Annotated in this window: 14 protein-coding genes; 10 read left to right on the plus strand and 4 right to left on the minus strand. The window is 73.5% G+C overall.

Annotation, left to right across the window (positions count from 1 at the left end; translation table 11 throughout):
- Nucleotides 1-63: 63 nt before the first annotated feature.
- Entirely contained in the window at nt 64-1617 is a 1554-nt protein-coding gene (locus ACQEVB_RS16685; protein WP_432971707.1) for a benzoate-CoA ligase family protein, read from the minus strand.
- 184 nt (nt 1618-1801) lie between these two features.
- Here ACQEVB_RS16685 and ACQEVB_RS16690 point away from each other — a divergent pair, with 184 nt between their 5' ends.
- From ACQEVB_RS16690 to ACQEVB_RS16700, 3 genes are all read left to right on the plus strand, one after another.
- The gene (locus ACQEVB_RS16690) at nt 1802-2926 is read left to right on the plus strand and encodes an NDMA-dependent alcohol dehydrogenase (protein WP_432971710.1); all 1125 of its coding nucleotides are present in this window, start codon (nt 1802-1804) and stop codon (nt 2924-2926) included.
- Between the two features lie 31 nt (nt 2927-2957).
- Nucleotides 2958-4787 (plus strand): AAA family ATPase, encoded by a 1830-nt coding sequence (locus tag ACQEVB_RS16695; RefSeq protein ID WP_432971713.1) that lies wholly within the window; start codon nt 2958-2960, stop codon nt 4785-4787.
- Between the two features lie 203 nt (nt 4788-4990).
- Complete coding sequence (locus ACQEVB_RS16700) at nt 4991-5590, plus strand: hypothetical protein (RefSeq protein ID WP_432971716.1); 600 nt, start codon at nt 4991-4993, stop codon at nt 5588-5590.
- Here ACQEVB_RS16700 and ACQEVB_RS16705 read toward each other — a convergent pair.
- The gene (locus ACQEVB_RS16705; RefSeq protein ID WP_432971719.1) at nt 5538-6317 is read right to left on the minus strand and encodes an ABC transporter permease; all 780 of its coding nucleotides are present in this window, start codon (nt 6315-6317) and stop codon (nt 5538-5540) included. The two genes, ACQEVB_RS16700 and ACQEVB_RS16705, sit on opposite strands and share 53 nt — an antisense overlap.
- Before the next feature lie 104 nt (nt 6318-6421).
- Between ACQEVB_RS16705 and ACQEVB_RS16710 the strand changes: the two genes are divergently transcribed.
- Nucleotides 6422-7231: a PIG-L family deacetylase gene (locus tag ACQEVB_RS16710; RefSeq protein WP_432971722.1), complete on the plus strand. Its 810-nt coding sequence runs from the start codon at nt 6422-6424 to the stop codon at nt 7229-7231.
- Here the strand turns inward: ACQEVB_RS16710 and ACQEVB_RS16715 are convergent.
- On the minus strand, nt 7215-7718 hold the full coding sequence (locus ACQEVB_RS16715; RefSeq protein WP_432971725.1) for a VOC family protein: 504 nt from the start codon (nt 7716-7718) through the stop codon (nt 7215-7217). The genes ACQEVB_RS16710 and ACQEVB_RS16715 overlap by 17 nt on opposite strands.
- Before the next feature lie 139 nt (nt 7719-7857).
- On the opposite strand from ACQEVB_RS16715, the gene ctaD reads away from it, so the two are divergent.
- Genes ctaD through ACQEVB_RS16735 form a run of 4 tightly spaced genes read left to right on the plus strand, consistent with a single transcriptional unit; the run spans nt 7858 to nt 13701 of the window.
- Nucleotides 7858-9612: an aa3-type cytochrome oxidase subunit I gene (ctaD, locus tag ACQEVB_RS16720; protein WP_432971728.1), complete on the plus strand. Its 1755-nt coding sequence runs from the start codon at nt 7858-7860 to the stop codon at nt 9610-9612.
- A gap of 5 nt (nt 9613-9617) precedes the next feature.
- Nucleotides 9618-10856 carry a phosphoserine phosphatase SerB gene (gene serB / locus ACQEVB_RS16725; protein ID WP_432971731.1) on the plus strand — a complete coding sequence of 413 codons (1239 nt, stop codon included), beginning with the start codon at nt 9618-9620 and terminating at the stop codon, nt 10854-10856.
- Nucleotides 10853-11542: a peptidyl-tRNA hydrolase gene (locus ACQEVB_RS16730; protein ID WP_432971734.1), complete on the plus strand. Its 690-nt coding sequence runs from the start codon at nt 10853-10855 to the stop codon at nt 11540-11542. The genes serB and ACQEVB_RS16730 overlap by 4 nt, the downstream gene beginning before the upstream one ends.
- A gap of 20 nt (nt 11543-11562) precedes the next feature.
- Nucleotides 11563-13701 (plus strand): YecA family protein, encoded by a 2139-nt coding sequence (locus ACQEVB_RS16735; protein ID WP_432971737.1) that lies wholly within the window; start codon nt 11563-11565, stop codon nt 13699-13701.
- A gap of 268 nt (nt 13702-13969) precedes the next feature.
- On the opposite strand, the gene ACQEVB_RS16740 is transcribed toward ACQEVB_RS16735, so the two are convergent.
- Nucleotides 13970-14419, minus strand: coding sequence for a MarR family winged helix-turn-helix transcriptional regulator (locus tag ACQEVB_RS16740; protein WP_432971740.1), 450 nt, complete (start codon nt 14417-14419; stop codon nt 13970-13972).
- Nucleotides 14420-14453: 34 nt separating this feature from the next.
- Here ACQEVB_RS16740 and ACQEVB_RS16745 point away from each other — a divergent pair, with 34 nt between their 5' ends.
- Nucleotides 14454-14957, plus strand: a complete 504-nt coding sequence (locus ACQEVB_RS16745; protein WP_432971743.1) for a hypothetical protein — start codon at nt 14454-14456, stop codon at nt 14955-14957.
- Nucleotides 14958-15104: 147 nt separating this feature from the next.
- Nucleotides 15105-15929, plus strand: coding sequence for a hypothetical protein (locus tag ACQEVB_RS16750; protein WP_432971746.1), 825 nt, complete (start codon nt 15105-15107; stop codon nt 15927-15929).
- The last annotated feature ends 43 nt before the right edge of the window (nt 15930-15972 follow it).

The following is a 15972-nucleotide window of genomic DNA, read 5'->3' on the forward strand; positions in this document are numbered from 1 at the left end:
CGCGGGCGTCCGGATGGAGGTCCGGCCTGCACCACCTGCGTGGTCGCGTCCTGTGTGCGGTGACTAACCCGAGCCCCGCGCCGCCTCCCGCAACCGGAACCGCTGGATCTTCCCCGTGGCGGTCTTGGGCAGCTCGCTGACCTGCACGACCTTCCGCGGCCGCTTGAACGAGGCGAGCTCCAGCTTGCAGAACGCGATGAGGTCGGCCTCGTCGACGGTCTGCCCGGGCATGGGCACGACGAAGGCGACGGGTTTGTCGAGGCCGTCCTCGTCCGGCACGCCGACGACGACGGCCTCCGCGACGGCGGGGTGGGCGAGGACGCGGGTCTCCACCTCGGTGGGGCTGACCCAGATGCCGCCGACCTTGAGCACGTCGTCGGCGCGGCCGAGGCAGGACCACGAGCCGTCGGCGTTGCGCACGTAGGTGTCGCCGGTGCGCATCCACTCGCCCTGGAACACCGCGCGGTTGACGTCGGTGCGGCACCAGTAGCCGGTGCAGATCGACTCGCCCGCCACGTACAGCATGCCGGGCTCGTCGGGCACGTCGATGACGGTGCCGTCGGCGCGGCGCAGCTCCACGCGGTAGCCGGGGACGGGGAAGCCGGAGCTGCCGGGCACGACCTTGCCGGGCACGTTGGAGATGAAGATGTGCAGCGCCTCGGTGGAGCCGATGCCGTCGAGGATCTCGAAGCCGTACTGGTCGCGGACGCCGTGCAGCATCCGCGCGGGCAGCGCCTCCCCGGCCGACACCCCGGTGCGGACAGTCGCGAACGTGTCGGTCGGCAGCTGCGCCGCCATGAGCGGGCCCCAGAAACTGGGGGCGGCGAAGAACAGCGTGACGCCGTGCTCCCGGGCGAGCTCGCCGTAGCGCTGCGGGGTCGGCCGGCTCGGCTCCAGCACCGCGCTCGCGCCCACCGACAGCGGGAAGAACATCGAGTTGCCGATGCCGTACGCGAAGAAGAGCTTGGCCGCCGACAGGCAGACGTCGTCGCGCTCGATGCCGAGCACCTGCATCCCGTAGGTCTCGGCGACGTAGCGGATGTCGGTGTGGCGGTGCATCGCGCCCTTGGGGGTGCCGGTGGTGCCGGACGTGTAGAGCCACAGGGCCGGCGACTCGTCCCACGTCGGGTACGCGGCCGGCATCGGCTCGTCGGCGACGAGGTCGGCGAACCGCAGCCCGGGCAGGCCGGGCACGTTCGGCGCTTCGGGACCGGACAGCACCACGTGCGCGAGGTCCGGGCCGGCCGCGGCCGCCGCCGCGGTGACGGACGGGGCGAACTGCGGGCTGCCGATCAGCAACCGAGCCCGCGAGTCGACGACGAGCTTCGCCAGCTCGCCCCCGGTCAGCATCGTCGAGCACGGCACGGCGACGGCGCCGAGGTACATCGTCGCCAGCACGGCGACGGCGAGGTCGACGTCGTCGGCCATCGCGAGGACCACCCGCTCCTCGGGGTGCACGCCCAGCGCGGCGATGCCGGCGGCGACCCGGCGGACCTGCTCGGTGAGCTCCGCGTAGGTCGTGCTGCCGCCGGGGTGGTGGAAGGCGACGCGGTCGCCGTCCCCGGCGGCGAGCCGGCGTTCGGTGAGGTACACGGCGGCGTTGAACGGGTCGGTCATGGTGCGCGCTCCACGTCCGGTTCGGGGTGTTGTCACTCTACGTGGCGATCGACCGGCGTCAAGGTTTCGTAGAAGATCTTGGCCTGTTCCCCAAGTGGGAACGGGATCTTTTCAACATATGCGCATGCTGCTAGGACTGGCTGTGGTCGGGCACACACGCCGAACGTTCAAGGGAGAACAGAGGATGCAGACCCGAGGAGCAGTCATCCGTCAGGCGCCGGGCAAGTACGAGGTGGTCGACCTCGAGGTCGACGACCCGGGACCGGGCGAGATCCAGGTCAAGATGGTGGCGTCGGGGCTGTGCCACTCCGACGACCACGTCGCGACGGGCGACATCCCGGTCGGCGTCTACCCCTTCGCGGGCGGCCACGAGGGTGCCGGCGTCGTGGCCAAGGCCGGCGCGAACAACAAGGGCATCAAGGAGGGCGACCACGTCGTCTTCTCGTTCCTGCCCTCGTGCGGGCACTGCCGCTGGTGCGCCAGCGGCATGCAGAACCTCTGCGACCTGGGCGCCGGGCTGCTCGCCGGATCCCGCTGGGAGGACCCCACCTCGTACCGGCTCAAGCTGGCCGGCACCGACACGCCCGTCGGCCAGATGTGCGGCATCTCCACGTTCGTCGAGACCACGACGGTCGCCCAGGACTCGTGCGTGAAGGTGCCGGAGGACATCCCCCTGGAGGTCGCCTGCCTCGTCGGCTGCGGCGTCGGCACGGGCTGGGGTTCGGCCGTCAACTCCGGCGAGGTCAAGCCGGGCGACACCACGATCGTGATGGGCATCGGCGGCATCGGCATCAACGCCGTGCAGGGCGCGGCGCACGCCGGCGCGTCCAACATCATCGCCGTCGACCCGGTGGCCTTCAAGCGCGAGAAGGCCCAGGAACTGGGCGCCACGCACGCCGTGGAGACGATGGAGGAGGCCACCGAGCTGGCCCACCAGTTCACCAACGGGCAGGGCGCCGACCAGACGATCGTCACCGTCGGCGTGGTCAAGCCGGCGATGATCGGGCAGGCGATGGCGTCGATCCGCAAGGCCGGCACCGTCGTCGTCACCGCGCTGGGCAACATCGCCGACACCGAGCCGCTGCCCGTCTCGCTGGCCGACATCACGCTCTTCCAGAAGCGCATCCAGGGCGCGCTGTTCGGGGCGTCCAACCCGAACTGGGACATCCTGCGCCAGCTCGAGCTCTACCGCTCGGGCGTGCTGAAGCTCGACGAGCTGGTCACCAAGACCTACTCGCTCGACGAGGTGGCGCAGGGCTACCAGGACATGCACGACGGCAAGAACATCCGGGGCGTCATCCACTACTGAGTGACCCGCCCACTGGCCGAAGGGATAGCCGTTGTCGACGCCCGTCGTGGGGCTGCGCCGGGAGCGCGAAGTGCTCACCGTCGCGCTCGCGACGGGCCGGCACGTCGTCATCGAGGGGCCGCCGGGCACCGGCAAGTCGACGCTGCTGCGCGCCGTCGCCCGCGAGGCCGGGCAGGGCGTGGTGTTCGTCGAGGGCAACGCCGAGCTGACCCCGGCCCGGCTCGTCGGCCAGTTCGACCCCGCGCAGGTGCTGGCGTCGGGCTACCGGCCGGAGCACTGGGTGGACGGGCCGCTGCTGCAGGCCATGCGCGAGGGCTCGCTGCTGTACGTCGAGGAGCTCAACCGCATCCCCGAGGAGACGCTGAACGTCCTCATCACCGTGCTCACCGAGGGCGAGATCGCGGTGCCCCGGCTGGGCACCGTCGCAGCCGGCAAGGAGTTCCGGCTGATCGCGGCCATGAACCCGTTCGACGCCGTCGGCACCGCGCGGGTCAGCCAGGCGATCGCCGACCGCATGTGCCGCGTCGTGCTCGGCTACCAGGACGAGGACGGCGAGCGCGCGATCACCACGTCGGTCACCGGGCTGGACGGCGAGTGGACGGCGTTCGCGGTCGCGCTGACCCGTGCCACCCGCAGCCACCGTGACGTGCGGATGGGCTCGTCGGTGCGCGGCGCGATCGACCTCGCGCTGCTCCTGGGTGCGCTCGCCGAGCTGCGCGGCGAGCCGGCGCCGTCGCGCGAGACGGGGCGCGACGCCGCGTACGCCGCGCTGTCGGGCCGCATCCGCGTGGCCGACGGGGTGGACCGCACCCCCGAGTCGATCCTGGACGAGCTGCTCGACGCGAACTGGCCGACCGATCCGGCCGATCCGACCGATCCGGGCGAGGCGGACGACCCGGGAAAAGCTGACGGCCTGCCGACCCCCTCGGCAGGCTTCCAGCCCCGGCAGCGACCCGGCCGCGAGCACTCCGCGCGCACGCAGAGCCGGCAGCTGATCGCCGCCCGCCACCCGGACCTCGAGGAGGTGTCGCCCGAGGCCGGGCAGCTCGACGTCGACGCGTTCGAGGCGCTCGCCGCGCGTGACCCGGACGCGGCCGCCGCCCTGCTCGCCGACCTCGCCGTCGCCACGGACGCGTCGCTGCGGGCAGCCGCGCGCCGGCTGGCCGGGCGGGTGTTCCTGCGGCTGGGCCGGATCGGGCCGGCCCGCTCCCGCGGCACGCGGCGCCTCGGCCACACCCGCGACCTCGACGGCGACCTCGACCTCGACCGCACCCTCGACGGCTGGAACCCGACGCACGCCCGCCGGCCCGGCGCCGACGACGTCGTCACCCGCGGGTGGACGGCGCACCGCCGGGCCGTCTGCCTCGCGGTGGACATGTCCGGGTCCATGGAGGGCCTCGCCGTCGCGCTGGCCGCCGTCGCCGCGGCCGGCGTGGTGGTGGCGAACGAGCGCGGCGCCCCGGCTCTGCAGCCGTCGGTCGTCGCGTTCGCGGCCGGGGTGCGGGTGCTGCAGGCGCAGGGGGTGCGCCGGCCGCCGGAGGAGCTGCTCGCGGACCTGGTCGGGCTGCGCGGGCACGGCACCACCGACCTCGCCGGTGCACTGCACGTGGCGTCGGCGCAGCTCGCCGCGGCCGTCGCCGACGAGCGGATGGTGGTGCTGTTCTCCGACTGCCTGCACACCACCGGTCGCGACCCCGCCGAAGCCCTCGGCGGCATCGACCGCCTGCACGTCCTCGTCCCGCTCGGGGGCGCGGAGGCCGAGGCAGCAGCGGCGGCGCTCGCCGCGCGGGGTGGTGGCCGCGCCCAGACCGTGCGACGGCTGGCCGAGATCGGCCCCGCCCTCACCCGCATCCTGTCCTGACCACGCCGTCGCCCGCCCCGTCCTGCGCCGGCGGTACGCGTCGAGAACGACGTTGTGGTGATCGAACTGCCCTGTTGATCACCGTAACGTCGTTCTCGACGGGGGTGCCGTCGAGCGTCGGCAACGGGAGGGTGGGCGAGCCACGTCCCCTTGAGTAGTCCACTACACATGCGCGGAGGCCGCGCGCGCGTCATCCTGAGCAGGTGTCCGGTTTCGGCCGTGTGGCGGCCTCCTCGAGCGTCCTGGCGGGCATCGCGGCGGCGGGGGCGAACGCGTTGCTGGTGGCCTACCTGGTGCTGCAGTTCCTGCGGCCGGGCGACGTCTCGACGAGTCTCGGACCGCTCGCGGGCGGGCTCGGCGCGTTGGGTGCCGCGCTGCTGATCCCGGTCGCGGTGGCCCTGGGTGAGGGGCTGCTCGCGGTGCTCGGGGTGGCGGCGATGGTGGTACTGGCGGTCGCGTGGGCGCTGGTCGCCGGCCAGGTGCTCACGCTGTGGGCGGCGGCGCCGGTCGTCGCCGGGGCGGCGACGCTGCTGGCGTGCTGGCTGGTCGTCGTCAACGACCGGACGGAGCGGCTGCCACCGCACCTCATCCGGTTCGGTCGCCGCAGCGGCGCCGCCGCGTTCGCGGGCTCGCTGGTGATCGTGCTGGCGCTGGCCCTGCTGCCGCCGATGTCGACGGTGCAGCTGGGCGCGCTCGCCGTCGGCGGGGTGCCGGCCGGGTTGGCGTGGCTGGCGGTGCCGGCGTGGTCGATCAGCGTCGGCCGCGCGCTGGGTCGGGCCCCGACGGCCGAGCAGCCCGGGTGATCCATCCCCGGCACACCAGCTCCACCACGACGGCGACGGCGAGGGTCTCGACGAGCAGCAGCAGGATCAGCACCAGCAGCTGCACCGCACCGGCCTGCACCGGGGACGCGCCGCCGAGCAGCATCCCGACGAACGCGCCGGGCAGCGTGACGAGCCCGACGGTGCGGGTCTGGTCCAGGGCGGGGGACAGCGCCTGCGCGGCCGTGGGCCGGGCGACCTCGATCGCCGCGTCGCGGGGGAGCAGCCCGAGCGACAGCGCGGCCTCCACCTCGCCGCGCCGCGTCGTCAGCTCGTCGAGGGCGCGGCGCCCGGCCAGCACCGTCGCCGTCATGGCGCCGCCGACGAGGATGCCCGCGGTGGGCACGATCGCGAGCCCGGTGGGCGGCACCACCCCGCCGACGACCAGCACGGCGACCACCGGCAGCGGCAGCACCACGGGCAGCAGCGCCCACCAGCCGCTGCGGTGCCGCGTCATCCGCCGGGCCCCGGTGCCGCCCGCCACCAGCACCATGACCAGCACGAACGCCGCGCTGAGCCAGACCGAGCCGATGATCGCGCCGATGAGCAACGAGACGGCCGCCAGCTGAACCGTGGCCCGGACCGCCGCCGTCACCGTCGCCCGTCCGGTGCCGAGCCGGGCCCAGACCGCGGCCAGCGCGGCCAGCGCGGTGGCGAGCACCCCGGCCACGGCGAGCGGCCATCCGAACAGGACGGTGGTGGACCCCACCGGCGAAGCCTAGTAGCGCGCTGTAGAGCTCGGGCCTACTGCGCGACGCTCCCTACGGCCGGAGCTTCTCAGCACCCTCCTAGGCCGCTCATTAGGGTGGGCCCGTGGGCACCATCGTGAGTTTCCATGCGCATCCCGACGACGAGTCGATCGCCTGCGGCGGCACCCTCGCGCGCGCCGCAGCAGCCGGCCACCGGGTCGTCCTCGTGTTCGCCACCCGCGGTGAGCTGGGTGAACCGGTTCCGGGTGTGCTGGCGGACGGCGAGCCGCTGTCGATGCGCCGCTCCGCCGAGTGCTACACGTCGGCGGCGGCGCTGGGCGCGAAGCGCGTGGAGTTCCTGCCGTTCACCGACTCCGGGATGATGGGCGAGCCGTCCAACGACGCCCCGTTCTGCTTCTGGAAGGCCGACGTCGAGCACGCGGCCCGCATGCTCGCGGTGATCCTCGACGAGGAGGACACCGACGTCCTCACGATCTACGACGACAACGGCGGCTACGGCCACCCCGACCACATCCAGGTGCACCGGGTGGGCCGCCGCGCCGCCGAGCTGTCCGCCGTGCCCGTCGTCGCGCAGAGCACGATCAACCGGGACTGGCTGACCCGCGGCATGAAGGGGATGGCCGACTCGGGCACCCTGCCCGAGGGATGGAGCGTCCCCGACGGGCCCCCGCCGGAGTTCGGCAAGCCGGAGTCGGTGATCACCCACCGGGTCGAGGCCGTCGACTTCACCGAGCAGAAGCGGGCCTCGATGCGCGCGCACGCGAGCCAGATGGGCCCCGACCACTTCATGCTGGCCATGCCCGACCCGATCTTCGCCATGGGCATGGGCACCGAGTTCTTCATCGTCGACCCGCTGCCCAGCCCCGCCGCGACGCCGGACGTGTTCGAGGAGCTGTTCACCCCGCTGCGCTGAGCGGCACGCTCTCGTCGACGGTGTCGATCCGCGCGTGCGGTCCGGGATCGTGGACGCGTCGGCGCTGCCCCGGCGCGAGGGGTCCGTCGTAGGTCTCCCACGTGTAGAAGCGCAGCTCGTGGCCGTCGGGGTCACGCAGCATCGGGAGGATCCAGCCCACCGGAGTGGCGTGGACCCCGCCGTGGTGCTCGCCGCACGCGTCGAGCCGGGCCGCGAGAGCGCGCATCGCCTCCTCCGATGCGACGGCGATCGCGAAGTGGTCGAAGCCGGCGGCGCGGGCGGCCCACTCGGGGTCGTGCCGCAGTGCGATCGGCGGGCCGCCGGCCGGGTGCGCCATCGCCAGCCCGGCCAGCCGCCCCTCCTCCACGAACTCGACCTCGATCCGGTAGCCGAGGACGCGCCGGTACCAGGCCAGCGAGCGGGCGAGGTCGGTGACCGGCAGTTTCAGGTGGTGAACCCCGTCGAGGGCGGGCACGTCGTCGACCATGCGGTGATACTGGCCCGACGCGGGTCGCCGCAGCACCGGACGCGCTGCCCATATCGGTCTGCTCCGGCCCCGGGGCGCGCCTTCGACAACGGGTAGAGCTACGATCGGGCCCACCACCTGGACGTTGGAGGATGGACCCGTGACAGACGTCGCCCCACAGCCGATCGCGTCGCGTCCGTACCCGGCGCGCCGGACGGCCAAGGGCTCCGTGTTCCTCAAGATGCTGCGGACGACGGACCCCAAGGACATCGCGATCCTGTACCTGGTCACGTCGTTCGGCTTCTTCCTCGCCGGCGGCGCGATGGCGCTGCTGATGCGCGGCGAGCTGGCCGTGCCGGGCATCCAGTTCCTGTCCAACGAGCAGTACAACCAGCTGTTCACCATGCACGGCACGATCATGCTGCTGCTGTACGCGACGCCGATCCTGTTCGGCTTCGCGAACTACATCGTGCCGCTGCAGATCGGCTCGCCCGACGTGGCGTTCCCGCGGTTGAACGCGTTCTCGTACTGGCTGTTCCTCTTCGGTGGCCTCACGGTCCTGTCGGGCTTCCTCACGCCGGGCGGCGCGGCCGACTTCGGCTGGTTCGCCTACACCCCGCTCGCCAACGCGATCCACTCGCCGGGCGCCGGCGGCGACCTCTGGATCGTCGGTCTGATCGTCGCCGGTCTGGGCACCATCCTCGGTGGCGTCAACTTCATCACCACGATCGTCTGCCTGCGCGCGCCGGGCATGACGATGTTCCGGATGCCGATCTTCACCTGGAACATCTTCGTCACGGCGATCCTGGTCCTGATCGCGTTCCCGGTGCTCACCGCGGCCCTGTTCGGCCTGCTCGCCGACCGCCACCTCGGCACGCACGTGTTCGACCCGGCCAACGGCGGCGTCATCCTGTGGCAGCACCTGTTCTGGTTCTTCGGCCACCCCGAGGTCTACATCGTCGCGCTGCCGTTCTTCGGCATCGTGTCGGAGATCTTCCCGGTGTTCAGCCGCAAGCCGGTGTTCGGCTACAAGACCCTGATCTACGCCACGATCTCGATCGCCGCCCTGTCGGTGGCGGTGTGGGCGCACCACATGTACGCCACGGGCGCGGTGCTGCTGGCGTTCTTCTCCTTCACCACGTTCCTCATCGCGATCCCGACGGGCATCAAGTTCGTCAACTGGATCGGCACGATGTGGAAGGGCCAGATCACGTTCGAGACGCCGATGCTGTTCTCGGTCGGCTTCCTCGCCACGTTCCTGTTCGGTGGCCTCACCGGCGTGCTCCTGGCCAGCCCGCCGATCGACTTCCACGTCTCCGACACGTACTTCGTGGTGGCGCACTTCCACTACGTGCTGTTCGGCACGATCGTGTTCGCCACCTACGCCGGCATCTACTTCTGGTTCCCGAAGATGACGGGCCGGATGCTCGACGAGACGCTCGGCAAGGTCCACTTCTGGCTGACGTTCTTCGGCTTCCACATGACGTTCCTCGTGCAGCACTGGCTGGGCAACGAGGGTGCGCCGCGCCGCTACATCGACTACCTGCCCATCGACGGGTTCGCCACGCTGAACCTGATCTCGTCGATCGGTGCGTTCGTCCTGGGCGCGTCCACGCTGCCGTTCATCTGGAACGTGTTCCGCAGCTACCGCTACGGCAAGGTCGTCACGGTCGACGACCCGTGGGGCTTCGGCAACTCGCTCGAGTGGGCCACCAGCTGCCCGCCGCCGCGGCACAACTTCACCGAGCTGCCCCGGATCCGTTCGGAGCGTCCGGCGTTCGAGCTCCACTACCCGCACCTGGTGGAGAAGTTCCGGGCCGAGGCGCACATCGGGCACCAGCCCGATCCTGGTGAGCTCGTCACGCAGTCGGTCGGCCCGGAGTCGCAGCCCGACAGCGACCCGAAGTCCCGCTGAGGCCGGTGCCCACTCCCGCAGGCACCAGCGTTCTCGTCACCGTCACGGGCCCGGACCGGCCCGGCGTCAGCTCCGTCCTGTTCGCGGCACTGATCCGGCACGGGGTCGACCTGCTCGACGTCGAGCAGGTGGTGATCCGGGGCCGGCTCACGCTGGGTGCGCTGGTCTCCACGCAGCACGATCCCGAGGCCCTGCAGGAGGCCGTCGAGCAGGCGATGGCGTCGATCCACATGCACGTGGAGACGTCGGTGCAGCCGGCGGAGGACCCGGCCGAGCGGCGCCACCCCACGCACGTCGTCGTGATCACCGGGCAGCCGATCACGGCCCGCGCGTTCGGGGCGATCGCGCAGGCCCTGGCCGACGTGGGCGCCAACATCGACGCGATCCGGCGGGTCGCGGACTACCCGGTGACGGGTCTGGAGCTGCTCGTCTCGCCCGATCCGGGGCGGGGCAGCGAGCACTACCCGCCGGGCACGCTGCGCAAGCGGCTCGTCGACGTGGCGCGCACGGCCGGTGTCGACGTCGCCGTCGAGCGGGCCGGGCTGGCGCGGCGCAGCAAGCGGCTGATCGTGTTCGACGTCGACTCCACGCTGATCCAGGGCGAGGTCATCGAGATGCTCGCCGCGCGGGCGGGCGCCGAGGCCGAGGTCCGCGCCGTCACGGAGGCGGCGATGCGCGGTGAGCTGGACTTCGCGGAGTCCCTGCGCCGGCGGGTCGCCGTGCTGGCCGGGCTCCCCGAGTCGGTGCTGGCGGACGTGGCCGGCGAGCTGGAGCTCACCCCCGGCGCCCGCACCACCATCCGCACGTTGAAGCGGCTGGGCTTCCGCTGCGGCGTGGTCTCCGGCGGGTTCACGCGGGTCATCGAGGGTCTGGTCGACGAGCTCGGCATGGACTTCGTCGCCGCCAACGAGCTGGAGGTCGTCGACGGGCGGCTCACCGGCCGCGTCCTCGGCGAGATCGTCGACCGGCCGGGCAAGGCCACGGCGCTGCAGCGCTTCGCCGACGAGTCCGGGGTGCCGCTGGAGCAGTGCGTGGCGGTCGGCGACGGCGCCAACGACATCGACATGCTCTCGATCGCCGGCCTGGGCATCGCGTTCAACGCGAAGCCGGCCCTGCGCGCGGTGGCCGACACCGCGCTCTCCCACCCGTACCTGGACGTGGTGCTGTTCGTCCTCGGCATCACCCGGGACGAGGTGGAGCGCGCGGACGCGGCCGAGGGCGTGCTCCGTAGGGTGCCCCTGTGACGTCTGTGCTGGAGCCCGTGGCGGCGCGCTACCTCGCTCGGGTGCGGCACGTCCCGCCGGAGCCGGACGGGATCGTGCGCGCGATGCCGATCGTGCTGCGCCTCGAACGCCCGCCGGCCGCCCGCACCGAGGTGCTGGAAGCTGCCGCGGCAGCCGCGCTGGCGCTGTGCCTCGACCCGCGGTCGGAGCCCGGCGGCGAGTGGCACGAGCCCGTCGCGACGTGGATCGAGAACCGGATCCGCAAGATCGCCCGCCGCGCACGGGGCGCGCACTGGGCGGCCGTCGAGCAGCTGCCGGGCGTCACGTGGACCGTCGGCGACGCGCAGGCCCGCGCGCTCGTGCCCGGCCCGGTCGACGACGTGCCCCGTGAGGTGTCGCGGCTGCAGATCGGCGGCACCGAGCTGGCCCCCGACGAGCCCGGTGCACCCGCGCCCGGAGCGCCGGTGATCTGGGTGAACGCCGCACTGGGGATGACCGTCGGCAAGGCCGCGGCGCAGGTCGGGCACGCGTCGATGCTGTACGCGGCCGCCCGCGGGCTCTCCGCCGTGCCCTCGTTCGCGGTGCGGGACGCCGAACCCGACCACTGGGCGTACCTCGTGGAGCAGGAGTCGTCGGTGTGCGTCCGCGACGGCGGGTTCACCGAGGTCGCGCCGGGCACGGTGACCTGCCTCGCCGTCGACCCCTGAGGGCTGACTAGCCTCGCGGCGTGGCATCCCCAGAAAGCCCGCCCGACCTCGACGACCGCCTCCGGTTCCTGTTCGGGAAGCTGCCCGCGGCTGCCGACCGGGTCGGGCCCGAGCAGTGGACCTACCTGCTGCTGGACGACCGGCCCGAGATCGGCGACAGCATCAGCGGGATGATGCTGCGGGTGGGCATCGCCGCCCGCCTGCTGCGCGCGGACCCGACGGGCACGTGGGCCGAGGTGCAGCGCCGGCTCGCCGCCGGCACCGAGCGGCACGCCGTCATGGACGAGCTGGTCGCCGAGCTGACCCCGCTCTTCGACGCCGCCTACGACGCGTGCGTCGAGCTGGTGCAGGCGCAGGGCGTGATCGCCGGTGCCGACCTCGAACGCGCCTTGCACGAGCGTCTGGCCCTCGACCCGACCGACCCGATCACCGACGCGGTGCTGCGGGACGCGCTGGAGCGGCTGCTCCTCGACCCGCACTCGGACGTCGCAGGCGTGCCGTCCGGTGCGCTCGTGCACGTGCCGACGCTGCTGGGCGGGTGCGTGCTCACCCACCACTTGTCGGACGTCGAGGCCGCCGAGGGTCGGCTCGTGTTCGATCCGGATCTTGCGGTGTTCGGCGTGGCCGAGGAGCTGCGCACGGCGGCAGGCCCGCTCGCCGCCGAGGTCGACGAGGCCGGCCTCCTGCAGTGCACGGGTCCGGCGGGTTGGCTGCCGCAACTCGGCGCGGGCGAGGTGCTCACCGTCCGTACTGGGGACGGCGGGCTGGAGCTGGGGACCGCCCCGGGGGACCTGCCGGCGCCGCCCGAGCTGGTGAGCGCCCTGCGGGCGGTGTACGACGGCCAGATCGCGGACCCCCCGCTGCCGCTGACCGGCGACCTCCTCACCCTGGGCGTGCTCGCCGCCGACCCGGCCGCGTTCGCGCAGCCCGTCGCGCCGCTGGCGGAGCTCGCCGCGGCCGCCGGCCTGCAGCAGCGCGGCCGCGAGTTCGGCCACTCCGACGACGCGTGGACCGCCGCCGAGCAGCTCGCCCAGTCGAACCGGCTGGCCGCCCGCCTCGACGATCACCAGGTCGCGCGTGCGGAGGCCGCGCTGGACCTCGTCGCCGCAGGGGCGCCCACCGACAACGACCTGCGCACCGTGCTCGGCCTGCTGGACGACGCCGACGTGCTGCTCGCGGTGGCCGACGAGCTGCTGGGATCCGACGGTGACGCCGAGCAGGTCGCGGCTGCTGTGGCGCTCGGCGACCGGTTCGTGAGCGCGGCCGGCAGCTCGGCGCGGTCCGCCGCCGCCCACGCGTTCGCGTCGCTCGCGGTGGAGCGGGCCGGCCGGCTCGACGACGCCGAGTCGCACCTCCGCGCGGCCGCCGCGGTGAGCCAGTGGTGGCTCGTCGACGAACGCCTGGCCTGGTACGCGTCCGACCGCGGCCGCGCCGCCGAGGCGCTCGGCTACCTGCAGGACGCCGGGCTGACCGAGGCGCACCAGCCCGTCGAGGTGCTCACCCGGTACGCCGTGCCCGTCGCGGTGCCGGGGCGCAACGACCCGTGCTGGTGCGGGTCGGGTCGCAAGTTCAAGCAGTGCCACCGCGACCAGCCACCGCTGCCCCCGCTCGCCGAGCGGGTGCCCTGGCTGGAGCAGAAGACCTTCATGTACCTGGATCTCCGCAGCGGCGCCGCCGACGTCCTCGTCGACGGGCTCGCCGACGTGCTGGCCGGCGGCGACGGCGACCCGGAGAGCGTGCTCGACGATCCACTGCTGGCCGACGTCGCGTTGGTCGAGGGCGGCTGGCTGGCCCGGTTCGTCGAGGAGCGCGGACCGCTGCTCCCGCAGGACGAGGCCGTGCTCGCCGCCGCGTGGGCGGCGACGTCCCGGAAGATCTACGAGATCGTCGGCATCGGGTACGGCACCGGCGTCACCGTGCGTGAGATCGGCGCGGACGGCGACGGCGTCCGCGTGGCCGACCAGGACGTCGCGAAAGCCGTGACAGCGGGCGAGCTCGTCAGCGGCCGCGTCGTCGCGGACGGGGCCGGCGGCCTGCGCTTCTCCGGCGTCGTCACGGCGGTCCCGCGCGGCCGCGAGGACGAGCTGCGCGAGGTCCTCGACGCCGGCGACCCGTACGCGGTGCTCGACTGGCTCGCGGAGGCGGAGTACCTGGGCTGAGGTCCGCAGGGGTTGCGGCCAACCCCCGCGAGTCGTGGTTCCGGTGCCCGCGAGTTGCCCGTCTTGGTTCGGCGAGTTGCCCGTCTTGGTTCGGCGAGTTGCCCGTCTTGGTTCGGCGAGTTGCCCGTCTCGGTACGGCGAGTTGCCCGTCCTGGTTCGGCGAGTTGCCCGTCTCGGTACGGCGAGTTGCCCGTCTCGCCGGGCACGAAATCCGCAACTCGCGGGCACCAGACCCACGACTCGTCGGCGCCGGAGCCACGACTCGCGGTCAGGTGCCGCGCTCGGCCCGGCGCAGGGCCGCCGCCAGGGCGGCGAGGGTGGTGGCGGCACGGGTCAGGTCGTCGGGCGTGAGGCCGGCGTCGTCCAGGACCGCGAGGCGGGCGGGGCGGCTGCGGGTCCACAGCCGGTCCAGCCGGGCGGCACCGGCCGGCGTGATCTCCAGCAGCGGGGACCGCGCGTGGTCCGGGTTCGACGCGGTGCGGACGTCGCCGCGCGCGCGGAGGTCGTCGACGACCCGCTGCACGGACTGGCGGGCTTGGCCGAGCCGCCGCGCGACCTGCGGCGCGGTCGCCCGCCCGCCGGAGAGAACGCTGAGCACGTGCCACTGCGCGGCCGTGGCGCCCTCGGCGGCGGCGTCGCGGTCGCTCTGCCGCCGCGAGAGCCCGGCCAGCTCGTAGACGTGCGCGACGAGCGTGCGGTACGCGGTGTGCGGATCCACGCCGTGAAGCGTAGCAACCTGTCATACTGACAGCATGCTGTCATTTCCGACCGAGGTGCTGCTCTCCGCCGACCCTCGCCCCGACCTGCCGGGAGCGGAGGCGTTCGCGCCGCTCATCGGCAGCTGGGACCTCACCGTCACCGACATCGCCGACGACGGCACCGAGACCGTCCGCGACGGCGAGTGGCACTTCTCCTGGGCACTCGACGGGCGCGCGCTGGTCGACGTGTGGATCAGCCCGCGCCGCTCGGCCGACCGCGATCCTGCGGGCGAGTGGGGGATGTCGGTGCGGTACCCCGACCCGGGGACGGGCCGGTGGCGGTCGACGTGGCACGGGCCCGCCCGCGGGTGGCTGATCCCGTTCGAGGCCGCCGTCGACGGCGCGCCGGTGCTCACCAGCGAGCTGAACGGGATCACCCGGCGCTGGATCTTCTCCGACGTCACGCCCAGCGGGTTCCGGTGGCGGGCCGAGGAGAGTGACGGGGGCGGACCGTTCCGGGTGCGCCAGCGGTTCGTGGCCACCCGACCGAGCGGCTGAGCGGCTGCGCACCGTCGCCGGCACTGGGCCGAACGGGTCCCGGGTGACGCTCGGGCCGGGTATCATCGCTGGTCAGCGCCTTGATCGTCGCTAGTGTCCTGTTGTACGTATGCCGTGCGCCGGGTGTCGACGAGAGAGGACCCGTCCGTGGCGCTTCGAGGTGCGCAGCCCTCCGACGATCCCGAGCTGGACGGGATCGTCCGCCTCGCCGCGCACGTCGGCGGCTCGCCGGCCTTCGTGGCGCTCGGCGCGCGCTCCGCCCCCGGACCCCGGACGTGGCTGCTGCGCGGGCTGGACGGCGAGGTCCGTGGCAGCCTGACCGTGGGGGCCGGGGCTCTGGACGCGACGCGCCGGGCAGGGCTCGACCTCGTCGCCGCTCAGGCAGGTGCGCTGCTCGAACGCCGCGACCGCGAGGAGCGGATGCTCGACGTCATCGACGTGCTGCAGCACGGCGACGACCAGCTCACCACCGTCGTCGACCGGGTGGGGACCGAGCTGGAGGGCGAGCTGGCCGCCGTGCACGGACACCTCTCGCTCGCGAGCGGCCCGCTGCGCGGGGAGGCCCCCGCGGCCGCGTGCGTGTCCGCCGCACTGGGCGCGATCGACCGGATGCGGCACCTCGTCGTGGAACTGCTCGGCAGCGCGGCCGCCGACCTGCCCCCGTCGACGGACCTGCGCGCGCTCGTCGCGGAGACGCTCGGGCACGACCCGGACTACGCCGGCCCGGAACGGGTCGGCGGCGATCCCGACGCGCTGCGCGACCTGGTGCGGGCCCTGCTCGGGTCCTCCCCCGACGGCCGGGTGCGCGCGGGGCTGCGCGGCGGCGGTGGCTGGTGGATCGAGGTGGCCCCGGCCGACGGTGCCGAGCCGGACGCCTGCGTCCGCGCCGCCGAAGCGGCCGGTGGTGTGCTCGACCTCGCCGAGCAGCCCGACGGCACGACGGCCGTACGGGTCACGTTCCCGCCTGGATGACCCCGGTTCCCCGGCACCCCCGGCCGGGATGAGCGCCGCCGTC

It is taken from the genome of Pseudonocardia sp. CA-107938, assembly GCF_050936315.1.
Taxonomy (GTDB): Bacteria; Actinomycetota; Actinomycetes; order Mycobacteriales; family Pseudonocardiaceae; genus Pseudonocardia.

What these genes read in the sequence shown, in the direction of transcription:
- ACQEVB_RS16715 (WP_432971725.1), bottom strand. Translation starts at nt 7,718, where the DNA reads ATGGTCGACGACGTGCCCGCCCTCGACGGGGTTCACCACCTGAAACTG.
- ACQEVB_RS16745 (WP_432971743.1), top strand. Translation starts at nt 14,454, where the DNA reads ATGCTGTCATTTCCGACCGAGGTGCTGCTCTCCGCCGACCCTCGCCCC.
- ACQEVB_RS16690 (WP_432971710.1), top strand. Translation starts at nt 1,802, where the DNA reads ATGCAGACCCGAGGAGCAGTCATCCGTCAGGCGCCGGGCAAGTACGAG.
- ACQEVB_RS16685 (WP_432971707.1), bottom strand. Translation starts at nt 1,617, where the DNA reads ATGACCGACCCGTTCAACGCCGCCGTGTACCTCACCGAACGCCGGCTC.